Genomic DNA, 24,653 nt, shown 5'->3' on the forward strand with positions numbered 1-24,653 from the left:
GGCATGCCGGCGGGGAAGCATCGGGCCAATCTTCCCTGCCCCTGCCGACCGGAATGAGGAGCCCGCTTCCGTGGACAGCATCGACGCGCCCGACCGCTATGTCTCGTTCAAGGGGATTGACTGCGAGGGCAACAGCCGCCGCATCATCGACCGCCTGTACATGCACATCGACGACCCCGCCAAGACCAACGCCTTCTGGGAGCGGTTCCGCGCCAAGCTGGCGGTGGCCGAGGACCCGCTGAAACGGCAGGCCGACGGGCTGTGCCTGCTGTGCGCCAACATCTATTACATCGCCGACCTGTTCGAGGAGCATGACGACGAGGACGGGCTGGCGATGCTGCGCCAGCTGGAGGACGAGTGCTGCTGACCCGTCAGGGCCTGGGAGCCGTCCTGGCTGCCGGCTCCTTCTCGGCCTCCTTGTCCGCCGCGGCATAGGCGACACGCCAGACCGTGCCGGAGGCGTCCTCGGCGATCAGCAGGGCGCCGTCGGCGGTCACCGCCAGCCCGCTCGGCCGACCCCAGACCTTCGGGGTCTCGTCGCCCTCCGCGGCACTCCCCGTTGCGGTCCCCGCGGCTGGGGTGATGCGAAAGCCGGTGACGAAGGTCTCGTAGGTGCCTGTCGGCCGGCTCTTGTCGAAGGGCGCGGTGTCGAAGGGCACGAAGGCGATGGCATAGCCGGTCGGACGCGAGCGGTTCCACGACCCATGCAGCGACACGAAGGCGCCCATGCGGTAGCGTTCCGGGAAATGGGTGGCGTCGCCGAAGGCCAGCCCGATCGGTGCTGAATGGGCCTGGAACAGCAGCCCCGGCACCAGCGCCGCCTTCACCAGATCGGGCCGCCGCCCGGCAAGGTCGGGCTGCGGGTTGTCGCCGATGTAGGAATAGGGCCAGCCATAGAAGCCGCCCGGCTTCACCGCCGTCAGGAAATCGGGAACCAACTGGTCGCCCAGCCCGTCGCGCTCGTTGACGACGGCATAGAGGTCGCCGGTTCCGGGTTTGAAGGCGAGGCCGACCGCGTTGCGCAGGCCGGCCGCGTAGGTGCGCTGGCCGCTGCCGTCGATGCGGAATTCCTGGATGGTGGCGCGCGGTTCCGGCTCCACCCCGATGTTTCCCTCCGAGCCGATGCCGACATAGAAATGCCGCCCGTCCGGCGCCACCGCGACGGAGCGCGTGGCATGGCCGCCGCGCTTGCCGAAGGCGCCCTCCGGCGTCAGCCGCCGCCGTTCCCCCGCCTGGATCGTCCCGGCGGTCCAGGGCAGCCGCCACACCCCGGCCAGATCGCCGACCAGCACCGCCCCGTCATGGAAGGCGAGGCCGAAGGGATGGTCGAAGCCGTCGGCCCAGACCTGGGCCATTTCCGCCCGGCCGTCGCCGTCGGCATCGCGCAGCAGGGTCAGGGTGCCCGGCCGCTGTTGGGCCACCAGCACGTCGCCGTTGGGCAGGACCAGCAGGTTGCGCGCATTCTCCACATGGTCGCGGAACAGGGTGACGGTGAAGCCGCGCGGCGCGCGCAGGGGCTGCTCGGCGGGACGCTGCACCAGCACCGCCTCGTTGGCGACCGCGGGCGTGGCATAGGGCTTCGGCAGGGTTTCGATCCGCACATGCACCTCGGCGCCGACCGTCTGCATCGGGTCCGACCGCACCGGGCCGGTCAGCGCCGATTGCGCCATGGCCGATTGGACCAGGGCCGGGCCGGCGGCCAAAGCCAGCAGAGTGGCGATCAGGAAAGGCTTGGGCGGCGGGGGGCGGCGGTCGGCCATCGGACGGGCGCTTTCACGGCGGAGGCGAGGGCGAAGGGGGCGGGGCGGGCATGACAAATATCGGACGTGAATATGGGGACGATGCCCCAGCCGTTGTACGAACACAGGCGGTGCAAGGGGGGCTGTACCGGAGGGGTCCCCCGCAAGCGCCGGGTGTCGCGAACGTCGCCCTTGCGCACATCAAGTTGCTTGCGGACGCAGCCGGCGCCAGACCATACTCCGACCGATGTAGGCGGAAGGACCGGCGGGTGGCGCCGGTTGCCGGCGGCGGTGCGGCGACAACTCTGCAATGATGGACAGACACCCGATCGACGCTGCGGCACCCACGCTTTCGCCTACGCGCACCCGTCTGCTGCTGGTCGCGGCCTTCGCGCTGATCGCGCTGCTCGGCGCCGGGTTCTGGGGCTATGTCGTCTGGGCCGACCGGGAAGAGACGCTGCGCCATAGCCGGGAACAGGCCCAATCCACCGCCCGCCTGCTGCAGGAGCATGTCCGGCGGACGGTTGCGACCGCAGATCTCGTCATCAGCCGTGCGCAGGATCTCATTCGCCACTACGGCATGCCCGGCCTGGACACCAATCGCGAGGCCTGGATCACCGTCCGCGACATGGTGGACAGCCTGCCGGAAATCGCGGCGCTGTGGATCGATGCCGCAACCGGCGACGCCGTGCTGACCAGCAGGCAATACCCGACACCACGCGTCAACGCTTCGGATCGCAGCTTTTTCAAGGTGCATCTCAACGGGACCGATTTCCATGTCGGTGAGCGCATCACCGGTCGGCAGACGGGGACGGAATTTTTCACCGTCAGCCGTTCGATCATGCTGGAAGGCCGCTTCCAGGGTGTCGTTCATGCCAATGTCGACCTCGACTATTACAGCCAGCTCTACGAAAGCCTGGATCTCGGTGCCGGTTCGGCGATTGCGGTTTTCCGTACCGATGGAAAGCCCGTGCTGCGCTTTCCCGCCAGCGAGCCGCTGGACGGCCCGGACGGGAATATCGTGCTGCGCCATGCGGCCGATGCAGCCATCGAAACCTTCGATGCAGACGGACCGACGCCGGGGAGCAGGCGCATCTTGTCCTACCAGCGGGTGCCGAACCTGCCGCTCGTCGCGTTCGTCGCCCTGTCGGAGCGGACGGAACTGGCTTCCTGGCGGGAGCGTACGCTCCGGGGCAGCGTCCTGGTCGGGCTGGCGGTTCTGGCCTGCGCCGGTCTGGCCTATACCGCGCTGCGCAGCCTGGAGCGCGAAGTGGCCGGCCGCCGCATGCTGGCCGACACCAATGCCGAGCTGGACACCAAGAAGAGCGAGCTGGAAACCGCCAATGAGGCATTCGCCAGTGCCAACCGCCGTTTGAACCTGATCCTGCATTCGGCGTCCGACAGCATCTGCGGCATCGACCGCGACGGGATGATCACCTTCGCCAACCCCGCCACCTCGGCGCTGACGGGCTATTCCAACGAGGAGCTGCTGGGCGGCAATCTGCATGCGCTGATCCATTCCCGCCGTGCCGACGGCAGCCACTTCCCGGCCCTGGAATGCCCGGTGACCGAGGTGCTGCTGAGCGGGGAGAGCCGGCGCGGGTTGGAGGACACCTATTGGAGCAAGGCGGGGACGCCCTTCCTGGTGGAGTACACGGCCTCCCCGATGCTGGCCGAAGGCAAGGTCGAGGGTGCCGTGGTGGTTTTCCACGAGATCGCCGAGCGCAAGCGGGCGGAGGCGGCGATGCAGCGCGCCCGGCTGGCGGCGGAGGCGGCGAGCCGTTCCAAGAGCGAGTTCCTGGCCAACATGAGCCACGAGATCCGCACGCCGATGAACGCGATCCTCGGGTTGATCCACCTTTTGCAGCAGACCGAGCTGAACGGCCGGCAGGCCGATTACGTGCAGAAGGTGCGGGTGTCAGCGCAGTCGCTGCTGGGCATCCTGAACGACATCCTCGACTTTTCGAAGGTGGAGGCCGGCAAGCTTGAACTGGAGCGGGTCGATTTCCGGCTGGACGACCTGTTGCAGACGCTGGCGGTGATCGTCGGATCGGCCGCGCAGGAGAAGGACATCGACGTCCTGTTCTCCGTCGCGCCGGACGTGCCGCTGGATTTGATCGGCGATCCGCTACGGCTCCAGCAGGTCCTGATCAACCTCGCCGGCAACGCCATCAAGTTCACCGAGGCGGGAGAGGTCGTGGTGTCGGTCGGGGTGCGGTCGCTGGGCGACGAGCGCGCGGTGCTGGACTTCGCCGTGCGCGACACCGGCATCGGCATCGCGCCGGAACAGCGCGACCGGCTTTTCCAGGCATTCAGCCAGGGCGACAGCTCCACCACCCGGCGGTTCGGCGGCACCGGGCTGGGGCTGGCGATCTGCGCCCGGCTCGTCCCGCTGATGAAGGGCGCGATGGATGTGGAGAGCGAGCCCGGCAAGGGCAGCGTCTTCCGCTTCCAGGCGGAGTTCGACCACCATCCCGGCGGGGCCGCGGCCGGTTGGCCCGACTCCCACCCGCGCCCGGTGCCGCGCGACCTGACGGTGCTGGTGGTCGACGACAACCCCACCGCGCGCGAGGTGCTGGGCGCCATCGCCACCGGCTTCGGCTGGACCGTCACCGCCTGTTGCGACGGCCGGAGCGCCATTGCCGAGCTGGAGCGTGCCGCCGCGGCAGGCCATGCCTATGACATGGTTCTGATGGACTGGAAGATGCCGGGGATGGACGGTATCGAGGCGGCGCGCCGTATCCGTGCCGATGTCCATGCCGGCACCCCGATGATCATCGTCATCAGCGGCTATGGCCGCGAGCGGCTGGGCGCCCGCTTCGAGGAGGCTGGCATTTCCGGGTTCCTGGTGAAGCCGGTCACCGCCTCTACCCTGCTCGACGCCGTGACCGTCGCCTATGCCCAAGCCGGGCATGGCGCGCCTCTCCTGCCATCCCCGGTTCCAGCGCCGTCGGGCGGCAGCGGGTCGGGCGGGCTGAGCGGGCCGCCCTGGGACGCCAGCCGGGCGCTGCATGGCCGCCGGCTGCTGCTGGCCGACGACAACGACATCAGCCGGCAGGTAGCGTTCGAGATCCTGGAGCGCGCCGGCGCGTCGGTCACCACGGCATCGACGGGGCGGGAGGCGTTGGAGTGCGTGCGCGCGGCCAGCCAGCCGTTCGACGCCGTGCTGCTGGACGTGCATATGCCGGATATGGACGGCTTCGCCGCGACCGCCGCGATTCGCGCGCTGCCGGGCGGGCAGCAGATGCCGATCATCGCCATGACGGCGAGCGCCTTGCCGGAAGACCGGCAACGCTGCCTCGACAACGGAATGGACGCCCATGTGCCGAAGCCGCTCGACCTGCCGCAGCTGTTCGCCACGCTGGCCCGCTGGATCGGGCCGCCGCTGGTGGCGGTGCGGCCCTGCGCGCCCTGCGGTGCCGGCCCCGTCCCGCTGCACGGCGACGCCATGCTGACGCGCACCCCGGCTCCGCCGATGCCGGTTGGCCGTCCCGCCGGACCGCTGGCCGATTTGCCCGATGGATTGCCGGGCATCGACCTTGCCGATGCGCTCAACCGGCTGGGCGGGGACACCGACCTGTTCCGCCGCTTCATCGGCCAGTTCGCCGACGGCTATGGCAACATCGCCGAACGGATCGCTGCGGCGGTGAGCGGCAACGATCTAGCCACCGCCAAGTCCATCGCGCATGAGCTGAAAAGCGTCGCCGGCAACCTCGGTGCGCGCCGCCTGTCTGTCGCCGCCGATGCATTGCAGACCGCCGCCTACCGAGACGATGCCATGGCGGCTGCGGCCCAGGTGCCGGTGCTGCGCAGCGAACTGGCGCTCGTGCTGGAAAGCGCGCAGCGGCTGCGTGCGGTGGCCGGCGGAAAGACGGGGCCGGCAGGAGGGCCGGGGATGACAGGCCGGTCGGCGGAGAGCCGGGCGCAGCTGGCGAATCGCCTGCCCCAATTCGCAATTTTGTTGCAAGAGAGTAACTTCGCAGCGGCGGAAGAGTTCGCTATGCTGGCGCCGTTGCTGACGGACTGGGTCGAGCCTTCGACGATGAAGGGGCTGTCCGCCGCCATCGACGGTCTGGACTTCACCAAGGCGCTTGGGATCGTGCAGCGGATCGCGCGAGACCTCGGCCTCCCGTTAGCGACGGTCTGAACGCGCCCATGGCCGACCTCCGCCCGAAAATCCTGGTGGTGGACGATATTCCGTCCAACGTCCATGTGCTGAGCCGCATCCTGAAGGACGATTACGACATCTATTTCGCCACCGACGGCGAGAAGGCGTTGGATCTGGTCCAGGCGCGGATGCCGGATCTCGTCCTGCTGGACATCATGATGCCGGGGATGGACGGGTTCGAGGTGTGCCGGCGCATCAAGGCCGATCCCGCCATCCACGACATCCCCGTCATCTTCATCTCCGCCAAGAGCGAGGTGGAGGACGAGACCCGCGGGCTGGAGGTGGGGGCCATCGACTTCATCACCAAGCCGATCAGCCCGCCCATCGTGAAGGCGCGGGTGCGCAACCATCTGCTGCTGAAGCGGCAGACCGACCTGCTGCGCAGCCTGTCCTTCCTTGACGGGCTGACCGGCATCGCCAACCGCCGCCGCTTCGACGATGCGATGGCGCGCGAATGGCGGCGCTGTGCCCGGTCGAACCTGCCGCTGTCGCTCATCATCCTCGATGTCGATCATTTCAAGGCCTACAACGACCATTACGGCCATCAGGCCGGCGACGAATGCCTTCGCATGGTGGCCGAATTGCTGTCGGACCGGGCAAAGCGCCCGAGCGACCTCGTCGCCCGCTATGGCGGCGAGGAATTCGTCTGCCTGCTGCCGGAGACCGACGGCCCCGGCGCCGTCCGCGTGGCGGAAGGCTTCCGGACCGGCGTCGCCGAATGCCGCATCCCGCACGCGCAGTCGCCGGTCATCCCCTATGTCACCATCAGCCTGGGGGTCGCCACCGTGATCCCGTCGGCCGACGGCAGCCCCGAACAGTTGGCGGAGATGGCCGACCAGCTGCTCTACCGCGCCAAGCGCACCGGCCGCAACCGCGTGCAGGACGCCACGGTGCCGGCGCTGTGACAGCGCCGCTGCCGGGCCCGTCCTTCTACGATGTCCGCGGCCGCGGTTTCCCGCGCCGTGCGCCGCTGGCCGATGGCTGGGACTGGATCGACCGCCGGATCGCCGCGCCTGCCGCAAGGGTCCTACCCGTGTCGGACTGCGGCGGGTCGCGGCTGGCCGACGCCGTCGCTGCGCTGGGTGACTGGCCCCCGGCCGACCGTGCCGCGGTGGACGGCTATGCCGTGGCGGCGGCCGACACGCTCGGCGCCGGCTCCTACAACCCGGTGCCCTTGACGGCGGCGGTTGCGGTGAGCGCCGGCGACCCCCTTCCGGCAGGCTGCGACGCGGTGATCCCCTATGAGGCGGCGCAGGCCGTCGGTCCCTTCATCGAGGCCATCGACGCGGTGGCGCCCGGCAGCGGGGTGGAACGGCAGGGCGCCTGGACCGCCGCCGGAAGTCCGCTGCTGCCGGCCGGGCGGCGCCTGCGCCCCGGCGATCTCGGCCTGCTCGCCGCCGCGGGGCATGACACCGTATCGGTCCTGCCGGCGCCGCGGGTGCGGATTCTGATTGCCGGCGGTCCCAGGGCCGGCGCGCCGGAGCAGGTCGCGGCCATGCTGGCGGCGCTGGTCGGGCGCGACGGCGGGGGTGTCGAGGCGGTCGAGGTCGTGGCGGCCGATGCGGACGCCCTGGCCGAAGCCTTCGCCCGGCCGGGCGCCGACCTGATCCTGTCGGCCGGCCGAACCGGCACCGGCTCCGACGATGTGGCGGCGCCCGCTCTGGCCCGCGCCGGCAGCATCGACTTGCACGGCATCGCCATGCGGCCGGGCGGCAGCGCTGGGCTGGGCGTCGCCGGCGCCGTGCCCGTGCTGCTGCTGCCGGGGGAGCCGATGGCGGCGCTGGCGGCTTACGAACTGCTGGCAGGCCGCGCGGTTCGGCGTGCTGCCGGCTTGCCGGCCGATCTGCCCCATGCGACGGTCCGGGCGGTGACGGTGCGCAAGCTGGTGTCGGAAATCGGCTGCCTCGATCTGCACCGGGTCCGGCTGGACGGGGACGGCAGGGTGGAGCCGGTGGCCTCGCCCGGCTGGCCGGGGCTGGCGGCGGCGGCGCGGGCCGGCGGCTTCGTCCTGATCGGCGCGGACAGCGAAGGCGTGCCGGACGGCGTTCCCGTCACCATGTACAGGTTCGACTGAGAGGCGAGGAAGTATCCCGCCGCTCTTATCCAGCAAGGGTTTGCCGCGTGCACAGTTCCGACCGCAGCCGCGAGGACATCCGCCGTTTCGTCGCTCAGGCCGCCCGCCAGGACCAGTTCCTGGAGGTGGTCGGCGGTGAGGAGGCGCGCGCCCGTTTCCACCGCCATCTCGACCTGTCGCCACGGGGGGAGGAGCGGGTGCCGCTGTCGGCCTCCCTGGGGCGCGTGCTGTCCGCCGATGTGACGGCCGATGTGGATGTCCCCGGTTTCGACCGCTCGGTGGTCGACGGCTTCGCGGTGCGCGCCGCCGACACGGTGGGTGCTGCCGAGGACCGGCCGGTCGCCCTGCGCCTGAACGACGAGGTGCTGGCCGCCGGCCATGCCCCCGAACTGACGGTGGAGCCCGGCACCGCCACGGTGATCGCCACCGGCGGCATGCTGCCGCGCGGCGCCGACGCCGTGGTGATGGTGGAGACGACCGAGGCGGTGGAGCGGCCCGACGGCCTGTTCGTCACCCTGACCCGCCCGGCCACCCCCGGTGCCTTCGCCGCCGCCGCCGGCTCCGACATCGGCCGGGGCGAGGTGGTTCTGCGCAAGGGCCAGCTGCTGACCTCGCGCGAGATCGGCGTGATCGCCGCCATCGGGCTCGGCGAGGTCGCGGTGGTGCGCCGGCCGCGCGTCGCCATCCTGTCGACCGGTGACGAGATCGTGGCGCCGGGCCAGCCGATCCGCACCGGAGCGGTCTATGACAGCAACGGCGCCATCCTGGCCGCCGCCGTCGCCGAATTGGGCGGCGAGCCGGTGCCGCTGGGCATCGCCCCGGACGAGGACGAGGCTCTGGAGAGGCTGGTTGCCCAGGGGCTGGAGTGCGATGCGTTGCTGCTGTCGGGCGGCACGTCGAAGGGGGCGGGCGACCGTTCCCACCGCATCGTGGCGCAGCTGTCGGACCCCGGCATCGTCGCCCATGGCGTGGCGCTGAAGCCGGGCAAGCCGCTGTGCCTCGCGGTGACCAGCGGCAAGCCGGTGGTGATCCTGCCGGGCTTCCCGACATCGGCCATGTTCACCTTCCACAGCTTCGTCGCCCCGGTGATCCGCGCCCTGGCCGGCCTGCCCCCGGCGCTGGCGGAGGAGGTGCCGGCCACCCTGCCGGTGCGGTTGGGGTCGGAGCGCGGGCGCACCGAATATGTCATGGTCTCGCTGGTCCATGGCGCCAACGGGGACGAGCTGGCGGCTTATCCGCTGTCGAAGGGGTCGGGGGCGGTCACCGCCTTCAGCCATGCCGACGGCTTCCTCGCCATCGACGCCCAGGCCGAAGCGGTGGAGGCCGGCACAAAGGTGTCGGTCCAACTGCTCGGCCGTTCGCTGACGCCCGCCGACCTGATCGTGGTCGGCAGCCAGTGCATCGGCCTGAACGCCGTGCTCGGCCGCCTGATCGGCGGGGGGATGACGGTCAAGGCGCTGAATGTCGGCTCGATGGGCGGGCTGGCGGCAGCACGGCGCGGGGAGTGCGACATCGCCCCGGTCCATCTGATGGACCCCGCCACCGGTGCCTACAACACGCCGTTCCTGGCACCGGGTCTCGACCTCGTCACAGGCTACCGCCGCATGCAGGGCATCGTCTTCCGCCGCGGCGATCCGCGGTTCGAGGGGCGGACGGCGCAGGAGGCGGTGGCCGCGGTTGCCGGTCTGGCCGACTGCATCCTGATCAACCGCAATGCCGGCAGCGGCACCCGCATCCTGACCGACCGGCTGCTGGGGCCGGCGCGGCCGACCGGCTACTGGACGCAGGCCAAATCGCACAACGCCGTCGCCGTCGCGGTGGCGCAGAACCGTGCCGACTGGGGTGTCGCCATCGAAACCGCGGCGACCCTCTATGGGTTGGGCTTCCTGCCGTTGCAGGAGGAGCATTATGATTTCGTCGTCCCCGCCGCCCGTCGCGACCGCCCGGCCGTCCGCCGCTTCGTCGAGGCGCTGGAGATGCCGGAGGTTGCCGACGCCCTGCGCGCCATGGGGTTCATCAGATAGGGTCTGGAGAGAGGATTTGGCCCAATCATCCGGCGGATCCGAATAAAATGCCGCAGGCCGGGTTTTTTCGTGATCCAGCGGCCGGACGGTTGCGTACCGAAGGTCACGATGCGACATACAGCCCGGCGTGAAAGCCCGCGGGATGCAGGATTGACGCAGAGGTCTTGAAAACGGGGCGGCTGCCGCGAATTCCGGGAATGGGTGCCATCCCCGGCTTGTGCGGAAGCCGATGTTCCCCTTGAATGGGCCCATGCAGGACCAGCACACCCCCGCGGCCGACATGGCCCCCAGCCTGGAAGACCTGCTCGTTGCCGTAGGGCGCGAGCGCGACCGTCAGGCGTTCGGGGTTCTGTTCGGCCACTTCGCGCCACGGCTGAAAACCTATCTGCGCCGGTTGGGATGCGATCCCAGCGCGGCGGAAGAGCTTGTTCAGGAGGTCATGCTGTTGGTCTGGCGTCGTGCCGAAACCTACGATCCGATCCATGCCTCGGCCGGCACTTGGGTGTTCACCATCGCCCGCAACAAGCGAATCGATGTGTTGCGGCGCGAACAGCGGCCGGAGATCGACCCCGACGATCCCGCCCTGGTGCCCGAAGCCGATGAGGCCGCCGACCGACGGATCGAGGCGAAGGAGAGCAGCGGGCGCCTGCGCGCTGCGCTGAAGGAACTGCCGCCGGAACAGGCCGAGCTTCTGTGCATGGCTTATTTCGAGGACAAGCCGCACAGCGTCATTTCCGCGGAGCATGGCATCCCGCTCGGCACCGTCAAATCGCGCCTGCGTCTGGCGATGGAACGCCTGCGCCGGTCGCTGAAGGATGTCGGATGAGGCATTTCCGATGAACCGGCCGAGCCACCACCCCGGCGACACCCTGCTGATCGACTATGCCGGCGGCGCCCTGTGCGAGGGCGCGTCGCTGGCCGTCGCCACCCACATGGCATTCTGCCCCGCCTGCCGCCACGCCGTGGCGGAGATGGAGGCGGTCGGCGGCGCCCTGCTGGACGATCTGGAACCGGAACCGCTGTCCGAGGGCTGCCTGGAAGCGCTGATGGCCCGCCTGGACCACGAGCGGCCGGCGCCATGCCGCCCGGCCGTGAAGCCGTCGGCGGCGCAGTCGCGCTATCCAGAACCTCTGCGCAGCTACCTGCGCGGACGGCTCGACCGCGAGGGGCGGCTGGGGGAGGGCGGCTGGCGGTTCCTCCAGCCGGGCATGCGCAGCATGGACCTGCTGTCCGGCCCGGACGGAACCACCAAGCTGATCCGCATGAAGGGCGGCGTCGGCGTGCCGGTGCACACCCATGGCGGCATCGAGCTGACCGTGGTGCTGGAGGGTGGCTTTTCCGACGAGTTCGGCGCCTTCCTGCCCGGCGACATCGCCGTCGGCGACCCGTCGCTGATCCACCGCCCGGTGTCGGACCCGGAAGGCTGCCTGTGCCTCGCCACCACCATCGGCGGGCTGCGGATGACCGGACCGCTGGGGCGGCTGTTCAACCGGTTCGTGAAGCGGTTCTGAAGGAGAGGCCAAGCCTCCGCCTATCCTCCCCCGCCCGGCGGGGGAGGATCAAGGCGGGAGCGTTCGAAGCCGGCCCCTTACGCCGCGACCGCCACACGGCCGTCGCGGGTGCGCATCAGCAGCCAGACCACCGAGACGCCCAGCAGCTTCGACGCGAAGCTGGCGGCCCAGACGGTGGGGTCCCAGACGTCCAGCATGCCGAAGAAGATGGCGGTGTCGACCGGCACCGACAGGGCGGCGCTGATCCACAGCCGGTCGCGCAGCGGACGGCGGGTGACGGTGAAGACCGCCCAGTCGATCATCTCCGACACGGCGAAGGCGACGACGCTGGCGGTGGCGACGAAGGGGTCGGTCAGCAGATAGGACAGCACGGTGCCGCTGAGCATGGCGGCGAGCGCCCAGTGGCCGAAGCGCACCTGCACCATGTCGCGCAGGATGAAGATCAGGCCGGCCCAGCAGGACCAGACCAGATCCAGGTGCGGAAACAGGCTGAAGGCGAAGTTGATGGCAAGAATGCTGCCGATATAGGCGGCGAGCCAGAGCATGGCGATGATCCTCCGAGAGCGGACCCGCGGCAATACGGGTGCTGATGACCGGAGCCGGCCCCGCGTGAATGCGAGCGCCCCGAAACCGCTCTAGCTAACAGAACATCGCCATGCTGGGAAGGTGCCGCGTGGCCCTTATGCCTCCGGTCCTTACACCGGCTTCGCGTCGTCCTTCATCAGGGCGTAGGTGTAGCTGTCCACCAGCGCCTCCATCGAGGCTTCGATGATGTTGGTGGACACGCCCAGCGTCGACCATTCGGTGCCGTCGGTCCGGGCGCTGCGGATCAGGACGCGCGGCATGGCGCCGGTGCCCTCCTTGGCGGCCAGGATTCGCACCCGGTAGTCGGACAGGCTGACCCTGGCGAGCGCCGGATAGGCGGGCTCCAGCGCCTTGCGCATGGCGACGTCCAGCGCATGCACCGGACCGTTGCCGTCGGCAACCTCCATCCGCACGGCGTCGCCGACCCGCACGCGCACCACCGCTTCCGACTCCACCACCAGCTTGCCGACCGCGTTGTAGCGGCGCTCGTCGGTGACGTGGAAGCGCAGCAGTTCGAAGAAGCGCGGCACCTCGCCCAGCTCGCGCCGGACCAGCAGCTCGAAGCTGGCCTCCGCCGTGTCGTAGGCGTAGCCGTCGCTGTCGCGCTGCTTCACCAGGTCGAGCAGGCCGGCTAGGCGGTCGTCCTTCGCCTCCACCGCCATGCCGATGTCGCGCAGCCGCACGATCAGGTTGGAGCGGCCGGCCTGGTCGGACATGACGATCTGGCGGCGGTTGCCGATGGCCTCGGGCGCCACATGCTCATAGGAGGACGGATCCTTCTCCACCGCCGAGACATGCAGCCCGCCCTTATGGGCGAAGGCGCTGGCGCCGACATAAGGGGCGTGGCGGTTGGGCGCGCGGTTCAGCCTGTCGTCGAAGGCGCGGCTCAGCTGGGTCAGCATCGGCAGATCCTCGCGCCGGATGCCGGTCTCGTAGCCCATCTTCAGCATCAGCGTCGGGATCAGCGAGACGAGGTTGGCGTTGCCGCAACGCTCGCCCAGTCCGTTGATGGTGCCCTGGATCATCCGCGCGCCGGCCCGCACCGCGGCCAGCGAGTTGGCGACCGCGTTCTCGGTGTCGTTGTGGCAATGGATGCCGAGCCGGTCGCCGGGGATGCCGTGCGTCTCCACCACCTCGCGGACGATGGCGTCGACCTCGTGCGGCAGCGTGCCGCCGTTGGTGTCGCACAGCACGATCCAGCGTGCGCTGGCCTCGAACGCCGCCCTGATGCAGGACACGGCATAGGCCGGGTTGCGCTTGTAGCCGTCGAAGAAATGCTCGGCGTCGAACAGCGCCTCGCCCTTGGCGGCATGCAGGGCCGCGATGCTGTCGCGGATGAGGTCGAGGTTTTCCTCGCGCGGGATGTTCAGCGCGACGTCGACATGGAAGTCCCAGCTCTTGCCGACCATGCAGACCGCCTTGGCGCGCGACTGCGCCAGTGCCGTCAGCTGCGGGTCGTTGGCGGCGCTGCGGCCGGGGCGGCGGGTCATGCCGAAGGCGGTGAAGGTGGCGCGCGTCAGCTCCGGCGCCTCGGCGAAGAACTGGTCGTCGGTCGGGTTGGCGCCCGGCCAGCCGCCCTCGACATAGTCGATGCCCAGCCGGTCGAGATCCTTGGCAATCGCGATCTTGTCGGCGACCGAGAAATCGACATCCTGGGTCTGCGCCCCGTCGCGGAGCGTGGTGTCGTAGAGATAGATGCGCTCGCCCGTCATCGCCGCCTGACCTGTGAAGATGTCCTGTTAAGACAAAGGGGCCGGCAGTGCTTTGCCACCCTGCGGAAAGCCGGGAGAATGGACGATGCGGCGCTTATCCTCAACCGTTTTGAGAACAAACTTGCGGAAAGCGGGGCTTTGCCGCAACGGAGGGAATGATAGGCCGGAGAATGGCGGCGGGAGGACGGAGCGTTGCGCTCCGTCCCCGGCCACCCGCCGGGATCAGTGGGCGAACAGACGGTAGAGGGCGGAATGGTCCAGTGCGCCGTCGCCCTGGTCCACCAGCATCTCGAACAGCTCCAGCGACAGGCCGAGCGTCGGCAGGTCGATGCCGGACTGCTGCGCCAGCTCCTCCGCCTGTTTCAGATCCTTGACCTGGGTGGTGACGCGGCCGCCGGGTGTGAAGTCGCCGCTGACCATGCGGCCGCCATGCAGGTCGAGGATGCGGGATTCGGCGAAGCCGCCGCGGATGGCGTCGCGCACCTTGGCCGGATCGGCGCCGGCCGCCCGGGCGAGCGCCAGCGCTTCGGCCACTGCGCCGATGGTCAGGGCGACGATGACCTGATTGGCCGACTTGGCGATCTGGCCGGCGCCGCTGTCCCCGACATGGGTGATGCGGCGGCCCATCGCCTGCAGCACCGGCAGGGCGCGGGCGAAGGCAGCCTCGGACCCGCCGGCCATGATGGTGAGGATGGCGCCCTCGGCCGCCACCGTCCCGCCGGAAACCGGCGCGTCGAGCCACTCCGCCCCGGCGGCGGCGACGCGCTGGGCCAGCGCGCGGGTGGCGGCGACGGCGGTGGTGCCCATGTCGATCACCAGATGGCCGGGGCGCAGGACCGGCAGCAGAGCCTCGGCCACCGTCTCCACCGCCGTGGTGTCGGTCAGCATCAGGATGACGATCCCCGCCTGCCCGGCGACGGCGGCCGGGCCGGTGGCGGCGATCATCCCCTCCGCGGCCAGTTCGGCGACCGGGCCGGGGCTGCGGCTGGCCACCACCAGTTCCGCGCCGGCACGGGCGAGCGCTCGGGCCATCGGCTTACCCATCAGGCCAAGCCCGATGACGCCGACGCGCTGGCCGGCGAGATCGGGGCGGATGGTTTCTTCGGTCATGTCGAGGCTTTCACTATACGTGGATTAGGGTCACAGGCGCATGTGGCGGGCGCGGGCGCCGCGCTCGATGGCGGCGGCGCACAGCCGGTCGACCCCCAGCCGGTGGCGGATCAGCTCCAGCATGCGGAGTTCTTCCTGCGATGCCTTGGGATCGGCGGCGGCGATGTCGCAGGCCACCGCATAGGCGGTCTCGCGCAGCTTGGACGGCAGCGCCTGTTCGATGATGGTCAGCACCGTGTCCAGCCCGTCATTGTCGGACAGCATGGCGGTGCATTCGCGGGTGGCGGCCATCACCTGATCGCCGCTGTAGTCCTTGAAGATCGGCAGGTAGCGCACATTCTCGCCGATGGCTTCCAGTTCAAGGTCGGTCATGTCGCCGTCGCAGGCGGACACCAGGACCATGACGTAGATGAGTGCGCTGTGGTGGTCGATCATGGAATCGGTCGGCTTTCTCATGGGGCGGTCTCCGCTGGGGAGTGGTCGCGTGTAAGATCGGCAATCTCGAACGCCGCCTGCGCGCCGTCAAGCTTGGCGTCCGACGCCGCTTCCGCGGCGTCGTTTGAGTTTGACGCCGCTTCCGCGCCGTCAAGGGTGCCATGCCGGGAGTGGAGGGGTCGGCCGCTCGACGCGACGGTTGGCGTTGCCTATTGTCGCGCACCATGAACGTCGTCCTCAATGTCGCATTTCCCGTATTCGCCATCATCCTGGCCGGCTTCCTGTCCGGGAAGTCGAAGCTGCTCGGCGCCGCCTCGTCGGAGGCGTTGAACAAGTTCGTCTATTGGATGGCGCTGCCGCCGGTGCTGTTCCTGGGCACGGCGCGGCGGTCGATCCCGGAGATCTTCAATGGTCCGTTCATCGGCGCCTTCCTGGGGTCGATGCTGCTGGTCTATGCGCTGGGCGCGGTGATCGGCCGCCTCGTCCACCGCGAGCGCACGCAGATCCAGTGCATGCAGGGGCTGAATTCGGCCTTCTCCAACACCGGCTACATGGGCATTCCGCTGTTCCTGGCCGCCTTCGGGCCGGACCGGCTCGCCCCCACCATCCTGGCGACCGTCATCATGAGCGCCATCATGGTCGGAATCGCGGTGATCTGGATGGAGTTCGCCAACAGCCAGGGCAGCGGACTGGGCAAGGCCTTGCGCGATGTCGGCCGGGCGCTGGCGAAGAACCCGCTGATCCTGTCCACCGCCGCCGGCCTCGCCTGGTCGGCGCTGCTGCCCGGCGTCGCGGTGCCGAAGCCGATCGCGACGTTCTGCGAGTTGATGGGTTCCCCCGCCGGCCCCTGCGCGCTGTTCGCCATCGGCCTGTTTCTGGCCTCACAACGCCTGACCGCCGGGCTGGCGGAGGCGGGCTGGATCAGCGCCCTGAAGCTGCTGGTCCACCCGGCGCTGGCCTGGGTGCTGACACAGACGCTGTTCCCGATGGACCCGTTCTGGACCGGCAGCGCGGTGATCCTGGCGGCATTGCCGACCGGCGCCCTGACCTTCGTGGTGGCAAGCCAGTATCAGACCTATGTGGAGCGCACCTCTTCGGCCATCCTGGTGTCGACGGTGCTGAGCGTGGTGACGCTGTCGGCGCTGCTGGCGGTGTACGCGCCGGGGGGGTGAGAGGGAAACTCACCACCCCCGCAGGAACTCCGCCGTCTCCTCGACCGCCTGCTTCAGCCCGACGCGCCGCATCTCCACCCCTTCGGGGAAGGCGCCTCCAAGCCGGCTCGGCATCATCGGGTCGAGCAGGACGAAGACCCCGGTGTCGTCGGCGCGGCGGACCAGCCGGCCGAAGGCCTGCTTCAGGCGCAGCCGGGTGATCATGTCCTCATAACGGCGGCGCCCGAAGGCCTCGCGCCGCGCGCGGTGCAGGATGTCGGGACGCGGCCAGGGCACGCGGTCGAAGACGATCAGGCGCAAGCTGCGCCCCGGCACGTCCACCCCGTCGCGCACCGCGTCGGTGCCGAGCAGGCAGGCGTGCTCCTCGTTGCGGAAGATGTCGATCAGGGTCGACACGTCCAGCGGATCGACATGCTGGGCATAGAGCGGGATGTTGACCTGATCCAGCGGCTCGGCGATGCGGTCGCGCACGGCGCGCAGCCGGCTGATCGCGGTGAACAGGCCGAGCCCGCCGCCCCCCGCCGCCATGAACAGCGATTTGTAGGCCGCCGAAACCTGCCCCAGATCGTCCTTGCGCACGTCGTTGACGACGAAGACGCGGGTGCGGTTCGGGTAGTCGAAGGGGGAGGGGACCTGGGCGCGGATCGCCGGGGCCGGCAGGTGGCTGGCGCCGCAACGGTCCTCCGCCGCGCGCCAGTCCTGGCCGATGTCGCCGGTGCCGTCGGTCAGCGTGGCACTGGTCACCACCAGCCCATGGGCGGGACCGGCCAGCGCCTCGGCGAAGGGCACCGTCGGATCGACCCAGTGGCGGTACAGCCCGACATCGACATCGCGGCCGTCGATCCGCTCCACCGCGAACCAGTCGACGAAATGCGACGGCGTCTCGGTCGGCAGGGTGCGCAGCATGGCGCGCCACCCCTCGACCGTCAGGGTGCCGCGGCGGTGCAGGCTGCGCGACAGCGCGTCGATGCGGCGGCGCTGGTCGGAGTCGAGCTCGGCGCTCTCGTCCTCCAGCCGCTGGGCCAGCCGGCGGGCCAGCGCCTCGACCGGCTCGGACAGGCGGACCAGGGACTGCTCAAGCTCCTCTGCGGCCTCCAGCAGGCCGTCCACCGGATAGGCCTTGTCGGCCTCCAGGCTGTAGGGGCCGCCCTGGCCGGCGGTGCGGGCATAGACCTGCTGGCGGGCCAGCAGCAGGAAGCGCTCGGTCGGCCCCTGCGGGTTGTCGGCGGCCAGACGCGCCGACCAGCCGTCGGCGGGCAGGACGCGGGCGCCGATCAGGATATCGTCGAGATGGCGCAGAGCCTCCTCGTCGCCGGCAACGATGTCCTCCAGCCGGCGCTTCAGGCCGCGGGCGCGGCTGCGGCCGGTCTCCTCGGCACCCAGCAGCCAGCGGCGCAGCTCCTGCGTCTCCCGGCAGGTCAGATGGCCGGCGAAGGCGCTGTCGGCGGCGTCGAAAACATGGTGCCCCTCGTCGAAGACATAGCGGCTGGGCAGCGTCGGTTCCTCGCCGCCGCCGAGAGCCGCCTGCACCATCACCAGCGCGTGGTTAGCGATGACGATGTCGGCGCGGCGGGCGCGGCGCACGCTCTTCTCGATGTAGCAGCGGGCATAGTGGTCGCAGGCGGAATAGATGCACTCGCCGCGGCGGTCGGCCAGCCCCATGGTCGGCCCGCGCCCGGCGATGTCGACCAGCCAGCCGGGGAAGTCGCCGCCGGTCATGTCGCCGTCGCGCGTCGCCGCCGCCCAGCGCGCCATCAGCCCGACGCCGATGGCGTTGTGCGGCTGAAACGGCATTGCGCGCACCGCCTCCTCCAGATTCAGCAGGCACAGGTAGTTCTCGCGCCCCTTGCGCAGCACCACCTTGCGCGCCTTGGTCGCCGGGTCGGCATAGAGCCGGTCCAGCTCGGCGTCGATCTGGTGTTGGAGGTTGCGGGTATAGGTGGAGATCCACACCGTCCCGCCATTCTTCTCCGCCCAGACCGTGGCCGGGGCCAGATAACCCAGCGTCTTGCCGACGCCGGTTCCGGCCTCCGCCAGCACGACATTCGGCGTGTCGGGAAGCTGGCGCGGGGCGAAGGCGGCGGACACCGCGCTGGAATAGTCGGCCTGCTGCGGCCGCGGCTCCGCCACCTTGCCCAGCACGTTGGCCGACAGCATGGCGGCGAGGCGGCGGCGCGCCTCGTCCGGATCGACCGGATTCTGGGCGGGCGGCGGCGGCGGTGCGCCTTCCTCCCACTCCTTGATGCGGGTCCAGACGCGCAGGCCCGAGCGTGCGGCACCCTTCTCCGGCCCGTCGGGCTTGCCGAGTGCGGCCAGCACCGCCGCCGCCCAGGGCCAGCCGGCGCGCCCCATCTCCCAGGCGAAGGCGACGGGGTCGGAGGATTCCTCCCGTCCGGCAGCGCCCAAGTCGCCCAGCAGGCGGCGCACGGCGCGCTGGAGGGCCAGCGCCTCCGCCTCGTGACCCTCGGGGGTGGGCAGGTCGAGCGCCTCGGCGATGCCGCGCGGGGTGGGAACGCAGAAGCGGGCCGGGTGGACGAAGGCGAACAGCTCCAGCACGTCGAAGGCCGGGAAGGCGTCGATCCCCAGCCGGCGGGCGAAGGCGCGGGCATGGCAGACCAGGGGCGGCTGGCGGCGCACCTTCGCCGCGGCGGCGGCCAGCGACAGCTCCTCGACCTCGCCGTCGAGGGTCAGCGACACGACACGGCGCGCGCCGGCCACCATGGCGGGCGCGTCGTCGAGGCTGTGGAGCGGGGTGGGATCGGCTGTCAGGTCCATCGGCGGCACTATATGGCGGTGGCGTGCCGCAAAGCGAGTGCCGCATGTTGACGGCGCACCGCTTCACCGCCATTGAGGGAAGTCCGAAGGAGCCGAGCGGAGACGGGGCTGTATGCGGAAACTGCTGCGCTGGGCGCTGATCGGGATTGCGGGGCTGATGGCCTTCACCATCCTGTGGGCGGCGCTCTACCGGGTCGTGCCGCCGCCGGCGACGCCGCTGATGCTGATCCGGGCGCTGGGCGGCTCCGGCCTGTCGCGCGACTGGGAACCGCTGGAGCGCATCTCCCCCGCGCTGGTCGAGGCGGTGATCGCCTCGGAGGACACCGGCTTCTGCGGTCATGGCGGCTTCGACTGGGCGGCCATCGAGGGCGCTTTCGAGGAGAACGAGGAGGGCCGGCGGCTGCGCGGCGGCAGCACGATCAGCCAGCAGACCGCCAAGAACGCCTTCCTCTGGCCCGACCGCAGCTGGACCCGCAAGGGGGCGGAGGCGTGGTTCACCCTGCTGATCGAAAGCCTGTGGAGCAAGCGCCGCATCCTGGAGGTCTATCTGAACATCGTGGAGTGGGACGACGGCGTCTATGGCGCCGAGGCGGCGGCGCGGCACCACTTCAACAAATCAGCCGCGGCCCTGACCCGGCGCGAGGCGGCGCTGCTGGCGGTGGTGCTGCCCAGCCCGCGCAACTGGTCGCCCACCCGGCCCAGCGCCTATGTCGCCCGCCGCGCCGGGGTGATCGAGCGGCGGATGACGGTGGTGCGGCGGGACGGGCTGGCCGAGTGCGTGCGGTGAGACCGGGCGCGCCCCTCCACCGAATCTTAACACCCGGCGCGCTACGCTCCACACTGCTCTCGCCCGGCCCGCAGGAGGCCGATCATGGCCACGCACCGCACGCTGCACGGAAACCTGTTCTCGACCCCGCCTCCCGACCCGTTGCGGGACGAGCTGGCGCCGCACCATGAAACTCAGCCGGAACCGGGAAACCCCGCCCGTCTGCTGATCGTCGTCCTGATCGCCCTGTTCACGCTGGCCGGGCTGGCCTATGCCGGCGGCATCGCGCTGGACCGCATCCTGGAACAGCGGCGGATCGAGGCGCGAATGGGGCCGAAGCCGCAATTGGCGCGGCTGCCCGCCATCGAGGTGCCGCTGGGCAGCGTGCGGGCGGTGGAGATGCAGGTCTCGCTGGTGCTGGCGCCGAAGGTCGAGCCCGACCGCATCCTGCGCTATCAGGACCGCATCGCCGACCGGCTGTTCCAAACCATCGGCCGGATCGACAGCGAAACCCTGACCGGCCCCGGTTCCGCAGAAATCCTGAAGGCGCGCATCAAGGAGGCCGTGAACCGCGAGGCGGGGACCGGCCTGTTCCGCGACATCTACATCGAACGCATGGTCGTCAAGTGATGTGCGCGGGGCTTGTTCTGCGATGGGGCTTGTGTTGTGCGACGCAATAGCATATCTAGAGCGTCTTGATCGCTGGAGGCTCGCGCGTCTCTTGAGCGAGACGCGCTGTGATTGCGCAACGGCAGCCCCTCAGGGGGCAAACGTCCCAGGGTTCTAGGGACGCAATGGCCGCTGCATCGGATAGACGCCTCTCCCTCTATCGACCTCCTCCCGGCGAGTCCGCCGGTATGTCCCACGCCCGCCATAGGGGCGCGCGGGGCCGTGCCGTGTTGCTTTGAGAAGGTTGTTACAACTTGACGTTTTCCGAACTCGGTCTGCACCCGCTCGTCCTGAAGTCTCTCGAGGCGTTCGAATACACCGTCCCGACCCCGGTCCAGCTCGCCGCCATTCCGCCGGCGCTCCAGGGCCGTGACATCCTCGCCACCGCCGAGACCGGCACCGGCAAGACCGCCGCCTTCATGCTGCCGGCGCTGACCCGCACCGCCGAGCTGCCGCTGAACGGCGCCGCCACCCCGCGCGTGCTGGTGCTGGCCCCGACCCGCGAGCTGGCCAAGCAGGTCACCGACGCCGCCCGCAAATACGCGAAGTTCATGAAGCTGAACATCGTGGACGTGGTCGGCGGCATGCCCTACCGCGAGCAGCTGCGCCTGCTGTCGCGTCCGGTCGACGTTCTCGTCTGCACCCCGGGCCGCCTGCTGGACCACGTCGCCCGTCGCCGCATTTCGCTGGACGAGGTCGAGGTGCTGATCCTCGACGAGGCCGACCGCATGCTGGATATGGGCTTCCTCGACGATGTCGAGACCATCGCCAAGTGCTGCCCGCCGACGCGTCAGACCATGCTGTTCACCGCCACGCTGGACCGCCGCATGGCACAGCTGGCCGGCAACCTGCTGCGCAACCCGGAGCGTGTGGCCGTCGAGAGCCAGGCGACCGCGATCAACGTCGAGCAGCGTCTGCACCATGCCGACGATCTCGACCACAAGCGCCGCCTGCTGCAGCATTTCGCCGCCCAGGAAGAGGTCGGCAAGGCGATCATCTTCGCTGCGACCAAGCGTGATGCCGACACGCTGGCCGAGGAGCTGAGCGCCGCCGGCCATGCCGCCGCCGCCCTGCACGGCGACATGGACCAGACCAAGCGCAACCGCACGCTCCAGCGCCTGCGCACCGGTCAGGTCCGCCTGCTGGTCGCCACCGACGTCGCCGCCCGCGGCATCGACGTGCGCGACATCACCCACGTCATCAACTTCGACCTGCCGCGCTCGGCGGAGGACTATGTCCACCGCATCGGCCGCACCGGCCGCGCCGGCGCCTCGGGCGTTGCGATCTCCTTCGCCGCCCGCGCCGACCGCGAGACGCTGGTCCGCATCGAGCGCTACACGAAGGCGACGCTCGAGGTCCATGTGGTGCCCGGCCTGGAGCCGACGCGTCCCTTCACCACCGGCGGCGCCGGCCGTCCGGCCGGCCGCAGCGGCCGTCCGGCTGGCGGCGCCGGCAAGCCGTGGCACCGCAACGGCGAGTCCAAGGGCCCGCACGCCCCGCGCGGCCCGCGTCCGGACTATGCCCGCAATGACAACCATCGCGGCGACGCCCGCCCGGACCATGGTCATGCCCGTCGTGAAGCCCACGGCAACGGCAAGCCGGCGGCCCGTGCGAAGAGCTGGTAAGCAGCATCCGCGGCGCTTCTTAAGCCCTGCTGATGATCGTTGAATGAAAAAGCCCTCCCTGCTGGCCTCGCGGTCGGCAGGGAGGGTTTTTTCATGTCAGGCCGGCATGTGCAGCCGGCTTTCAGCAAAACGCGATTACTGGAACGCGATCTTGGCGTGGTCGCCCGGGTCCGGCGACTGGCCGGTCAGCTTCGCCTTCACATAGCCGTAGGCGTAGACCATGGTGCTCGACGGGCTGTCCCAATATTCGGCCTGATCGACCGACACCTTCAGCAGCGCCACCTCGGGATCGTCCGGACCCTGGGGGAACCAGGTGGTCATGATGTCGCGCCACAGGAAGCGGATCTTATCGCGGTCGCGCACGACTTCGGCAACGCCGGAGGCGGACACGTAATCCTGCTTGTCGGGGTTGGCATAGGCGAGGTTGACGCGCCAGTGGCGGTCGATCTCGTCCACCTTCTCGGAATGGGCGCGGGTGAAGAACCACAGGGTGCCGTCTTCGAACCCCGCATGGGACAGCGTCGCCATCGGACGGGAGTTCATCCGGCCGTTGTCGTCCAGCGTGGTCATCATCGCGACCTGGACGCCCTTCATCATCTCCCAGAGCTTCTTGACATCGCCCTGGTCGGGGCTGTGGCCGTGGCCGGCGGTGGTGCTATGGACCATGGTCTGCCTCTCGTTCGGTAGCCCAACTGAGACTGGGGAACGCCCGCCGCGGTCAGAAAGTTCCGGCCTGCTGATTCACTCCCCCGACAGACCAGGATCCCGTCCCGGCGTGGTGGTGGTCGATCCGGGTCAGCGACCAAGGGTCGATCCGCAGCCGCAGAGCCGCCTCCGGCGTCAGATCCAGCGCCAGCGCCAGCGCGCCGCGGATGGTGCCGGCATGGATCACCGCAACCAGATCGCGTCCGGCATGGAGGTCGGTCAGCCGCAGCAGCGCGCCCGCGGTGCGGTCTATCACCGTGGCGAAGCTTTCGCCGCCCGGTGGGGCATGGCGGGCCGGATCGCCCCAGAAGCGTGCCGCCGCCTCGGCATCGCGCCGGGCCGCGGTGTCGTGGCTGATGCCCTCCCAATCGCCGAAATCCTGCTCGGCCAGCGCCGGCTCCACCACGGCGGTGCCGGCAAGGCGGGGGTTGCGGCTCCACAGCGCCTGGGCGGTCTGGCGGCTGCGGCGCAGCGGGCTGGTCAGCCACAGGGCGTCGGCGGGGAGGCCGGCCGCGAGCGCGGTTGCCGCGGCGCGGTTGCCGGTGTCGGCCTCGCGGTCGCTCGACCCGCAGATGACGTTGTCCGGGTTGCGGACCGGCGCATGGCGGATCAGCCACCAGCGGGTGACGGTCAGGGGGGTGAGGTTCAATGCGGTCATGCCGCTGCTCCGATGGCCGCTGCTCCAATGAGGGCCGACAGGGTCAGCAGCACCGCGGCCTCCGCCGCCTGCTGCGCCGCGCCGAAAACGTCGCCGGTGTGCCCGCCGATCTGCTTGCGCGCGAGCGCCGCCACCGCGGCCACCGCCAGGAGCGAGGCGGCCAGCGCGGGAAGGGCCAGCGCGGGAAGGGCAAGCCCGCCGAGCGCCATCGCGGCAATTGCGATGCCGAAGAGGAGGGCCAGCAGCACCGTCGTCATCGCCGGCCGGCCCTGCGCCGCCGCCAGCCCGTCGCGCCGCGCCGCCGGCAAAACGCGCGCCATCGCCGCCAGCCCGCAGCGCGACAGGGCGCCGGCCGCCGCCAGAGCCGCGACCGCCGCCGGCACTGGCAGGGCGGCCAGGGCCGCGGCGCGGATACCGACCGAGAAGACCAGGGCCAACACGCCATAGCTGCCGACGCGGCTGTCGCGCATGATCTCCAGCTTGCGCGCCGGATCGCGCCCACCGCCGAAGCCGTCGGCCACGTCGGCCGCCCCATCCTCGTGCAGCCCGCCGGTCAGCCGGACCGTCGCCGCCAGGGCCAGCAGCGCACCGGCCAGCGGCGGCAGGTGCAGGGCGGCGGCGGCGGCATACACCGCCCCGCCGGCCAGCCCGATCAGCGCGCCGACCGGCGGAAACCAGCCCATCGCCCGCGCCGACGCGCCCTCGGCCAAGGGGCCGCTGAGCAGGCCATTGAGCTGGCCGATGGGGGGAAGGGGGAGCCGGGTCAGGAACACCAGCGCCAGGGCGGCGTCCTGTGTCCAGCGCGGCGGCGGGGATGGGGCGGTGGTGGCTTCCGGCATGATCGGCATCGACTACGCCCAACCGGCGTCCGGCGCAACCCCGCACGGCAGGCGGTTCTGCATCGTTCGCATAGGTCCGATTCCTT

20 protein-coding genes are annotated in these 24,653 nt (G+C 70.3%); 11 read left to right on the forward strand and 9 right to left on the reverse strand.

The annotated features are described in order from the left end of the window. The first annotated feature begins 70 nt into the window (after positions 1 to 70). Positions 71 to 367, forward strand: coding sequence for a N(2)-fixation sustaining protein CowN (gene cowN / locus ABNQ40_RS19165; RefSeq protein ID WP_085090167.1), 297 nt, complete (start codon positions 71 to 73; stop codon positions 365 to 367). Positions 368 to 371: 4 nt separating this feature from the next. Here the strand turns inward: cowN and ABNQ40_RS19170 are convergent, their stop codons facing one another. Then, positions 372 to 1,760: a sorbosone dehydrogenase family protein gene (locus tag ABNQ40_RS19170; protein WP_109047971.1), complete on the reverse strand. Its 1,389-nt coding sequence runs from the start codon at positions 1,758 to 1,760 to the stop codon at positions 372 to 374. A 289-nt stretch (positions 1,761 to 2,049) separates the two neighbouring features. Here ABNQ40_RS19170 and ABNQ40_RS19175 point away from each other — a divergent pair, with 289 nt between their 5' ends. The 6 genes from ABNQ40_RS19175 (at position 2,050) to ABNQ40_RS19200 (ending at position 11,516) form a co-directional block, all read left to right on the forward strand. Then, entirely contained in the window at positions 2,050 to 5,886 is a 3,837-nt protein-coding gene (locus ABNQ40_RS19175) for a response regulator (protein WP_109047970.1), read from the forward strand. Between the two features lie 8 nt (positions 5,887 to 5,894). Then, positions 5,895 to 6,812 carry a diguanylate cyclase gene (locus ABNQ40_RS19180; protein ID WP_109047969.1) on the forward strand — a complete coding sequence of 306 codons (918 nt, stop codon included), beginning with the start codon at positions 5,895 to 5,897 and terminating at the stop codon, positions 6,810 to 6,812. Beyond that, positions 6,809 to 7,981 carry a molybdopterin-binding protein gene (locus tag ABNQ40_RS19185; protein WP_247879570.1) on the forward strand — a complete coding sequence of 391 codons (1,173 nt, stop codon included), beginning with the start codon at positions 6,809 to 6,811 and terminating at the stop codon, positions 7,979 to 7,981. Before ABNQ40_RS19180 ends, ABNQ40_RS19185 begins: the two co-directional genes overlap by 4 nt. A 47-nt stretch (positions 7,982 to 8,028) precedes the next feature. Then, positions 8,029 to 10,005: a molybdopterin biosynthesis protein gene (locus tag ABNQ40_RS19190; protein WP_109047968.1), complete on the forward strand. Its 1,977-nt coding sequence runs from the start codon at positions 8,029 to 8,031 to the stop codon at positions 10,003 to 10,005. A 250-nt stretch (positions 10,006 to 10,255) separates the two neighbouring features. Further along, on the forward strand, positions 10,256 to 10,831 hold the full coding sequence (locus ABNQ40_RS19195; protein WP_109047967.1) for a sigma-70 family RNA polymerase sigma factor: 576 nt from the start codon (positions 10,256 to 10,258) through the stop codon (positions 10,829 to 10,831). A gap of 10 nt (positions 10,832 to 10,841) precedes the next feature. Next, on the forward strand, positions 10,842 to 11,516 hold the full coding sequence (locus tag ABNQ40_RS19200) for a ChrR family anti-sigma-E factor (RefSeq protein WP_199235235.1): 675 nt from the start codon (positions 10,842 to 10,844) through the stop codon (positions 11,514 to 11,516). Positions 11,517 to 11,593: 77 nt separating this feature from the next. On the opposite strand, the gene ABNQ40_RS19205 is transcribed toward ABNQ40_RS19200, so the two are convergent. The 4 genes from ABNQ40_RS19205 to ABNQ40_RS19220 form a co-directional block, all read right to left on the reverse strand. Then, a complete protein-coding gene (locus tag ABNQ40_RS19205; protein ID WP_109047965.1) occupies positions 11,594 to 12,061 on the reverse strand; it encodes a preQ0 transporter in 468 nt (155 codons plus the stop codon). A 150-nt stretch (positions 12,062 to 12,211) separates the two neighbouring features. Next, positions 12,212 to 13,813: a citramalate synthase gene (gene cimA / locus ABNQ40_RS19210; protein WP_109047964.1), complete on the reverse strand. Its 1,602-nt coding sequence runs from the start codon at positions 13,811 to 13,813 to the stop codon at positions 12,212 to 12,214. Positions 13,814 to 14,035: 222 nt separating this feature from the next. Continuing rightward, complete coding sequence (locus ABNQ40_RS19215; RefSeq protein ID WP_109047963.1) at positions 14,036 to 14,923, reverse strand: NAD(P)-dependent oxidoreductase; 888 nt, start codon at positions 14,921 to 14,923, stop codon at positions 14,036 to 14,038. A gap of 30 nt (positions 14,924 to 14,953) precedes the next feature. Then, complete coding sequence (locus ABNQ40_RS19220) at positions 14,954 to 15,379, reverse strand: tellurite resistance TerB family protein (protein WP_098739139.1); 426 nt, start codon at positions 15,377 to 15,379, stop codon at positions 14,954 to 14,956. 203 nt (positions 15,380 to 15,582) lie between these two features. Between ABNQ40_RS19220 and ABNQ40_RS19225 the strand changes: the two genes are divergently transcribed. Next, positions 15,583 to 16,530, forward strand: a complete 948-nt coding sequence (locus tag ABNQ40_RS19225; protein WP_109490716.1) for an AEC family transporter — start codon at positions 15,583 to 15,585, stop codon at positions 16,528 to 16,530. A 9-nt stretch (positions 16,531 to 16,539) separates the two neighbouring features. Here ABNQ40_RS19225 and ABNQ40_RS19230 read toward each other — a convergent pair whose 3' ends face one another. Next, entirely contained in the window at positions 16,540 to 19,305 is a 2,766-nt protein-coding gene (locus tag ABNQ40_RS19230; protein ID WP_109047962.1) for an ATP-dependent DNA helicase, read from the reverse strand. 112 nt (positions 19,306 to 19,417) lie between these two features. Between ABNQ40_RS19230 and mtgA the strand changes: the two genes are divergently transcribed. From mtgA to ABNQ40_RS19245, 3 genes are all read left to right on the forward strand, one after another. Further along, entirely contained in the window at positions 19,418 to 20,092 is a 675-nt protein-coding gene (gene mtgA, locus ABNQ40_RS19235) for a monofunctional biosynthetic peptidoglycan transglycosylase (protein ID WP_109047961.1), read from the forward strand. Positions 20,093 to 20,176: 84 nt separating this feature from the next. Continuing rightward, positions 20,177 to 20,701 (forward strand): flagellar basal body-associated FliL family protein, encoded by a 525-nt coding sequence (locus ABNQ40_RS19240; protein ID WP_109047960.1) that lies wholly within the window; start codon positions 20,177 to 20,179, stop codon positions 20,699 to 20,701. Positions 20,702 to 20,994: 293 nt separating this feature from the next. Continuing rightward, positions 20,995 to 22,365 carry a DEAD/DEAH box helicase gene (locus tag ABNQ40_RS19245; protein WP_109047959.1) on the forward strand — a complete coding sequence of 457 codons (1,371 nt, stop codon included), beginning with the start codon at positions 20,995 to 20,997 and terminating at the stop codon, positions 22,363 to 22,365. A 135-nt stretch (positions 22,366 to 22,500) separates the two neighbouring features. Here the strand turns inward: ABNQ40_RS19245 and ABNQ40_RS19250 are convergent, their stop codons facing one another. From ABNQ40_RS19250 to cobS, 3 genes are read right to left on the reverse strand one after another with little or no spacing between them, the layout of a single operon-like run. Then, positions 22,501 to 23,031 (reverse strand): pyridoxamine 5'-phosphate oxidase family protein, encoded by a 531-nt coding sequence (locus tag ABNQ40_RS19250; protein WP_109047958.1) that lies wholly within the window; start codon positions 23,029 to 23,031, stop codon positions 22,501 to 22,503. A gap of 52 nt (positions 23,032 to 23,083) precedes the next feature. After that, complete coding sequence (locus ABNQ40_RS19255; RefSeq protein ID WP_109047957.1) at positions 23,084 to 23,728, reverse strand: histidine phosphatase family protein; 645 nt, start codon at positions 23,726 to 23,728, stop codon at positions 23,084 to 23,086. Beyond that, on the reverse strand, positions 23,725 to 24,576 hold the full coding sequence (gene cobS, locus ABNQ40_RS19260) for an adenosylcobinamide-GDP ribazoletransferase (RefSeq protein WP_109047956.1): 852 nt from the start codon (positions 24,574 to 24,576) through the stop codon (positions 23,725 to 23,727). Before cobS ends, ABNQ40_RS19255 begins: the two co-directional genes overlap by 4 nt. Positions 24,577 to 24,653: the final 77 nt, after the last annotated feature.

The sequence above is a fragment of the Azospirillum sp. A23 genome (assembly GCF_042938965.1).
Classification (GTDB): domain Bacteria; phylum Pseudomonadota; class Alphaproteobacteria; order Azospirillales; family Azospirillaceae; genus Azospirillum; species Azospirillum melinis.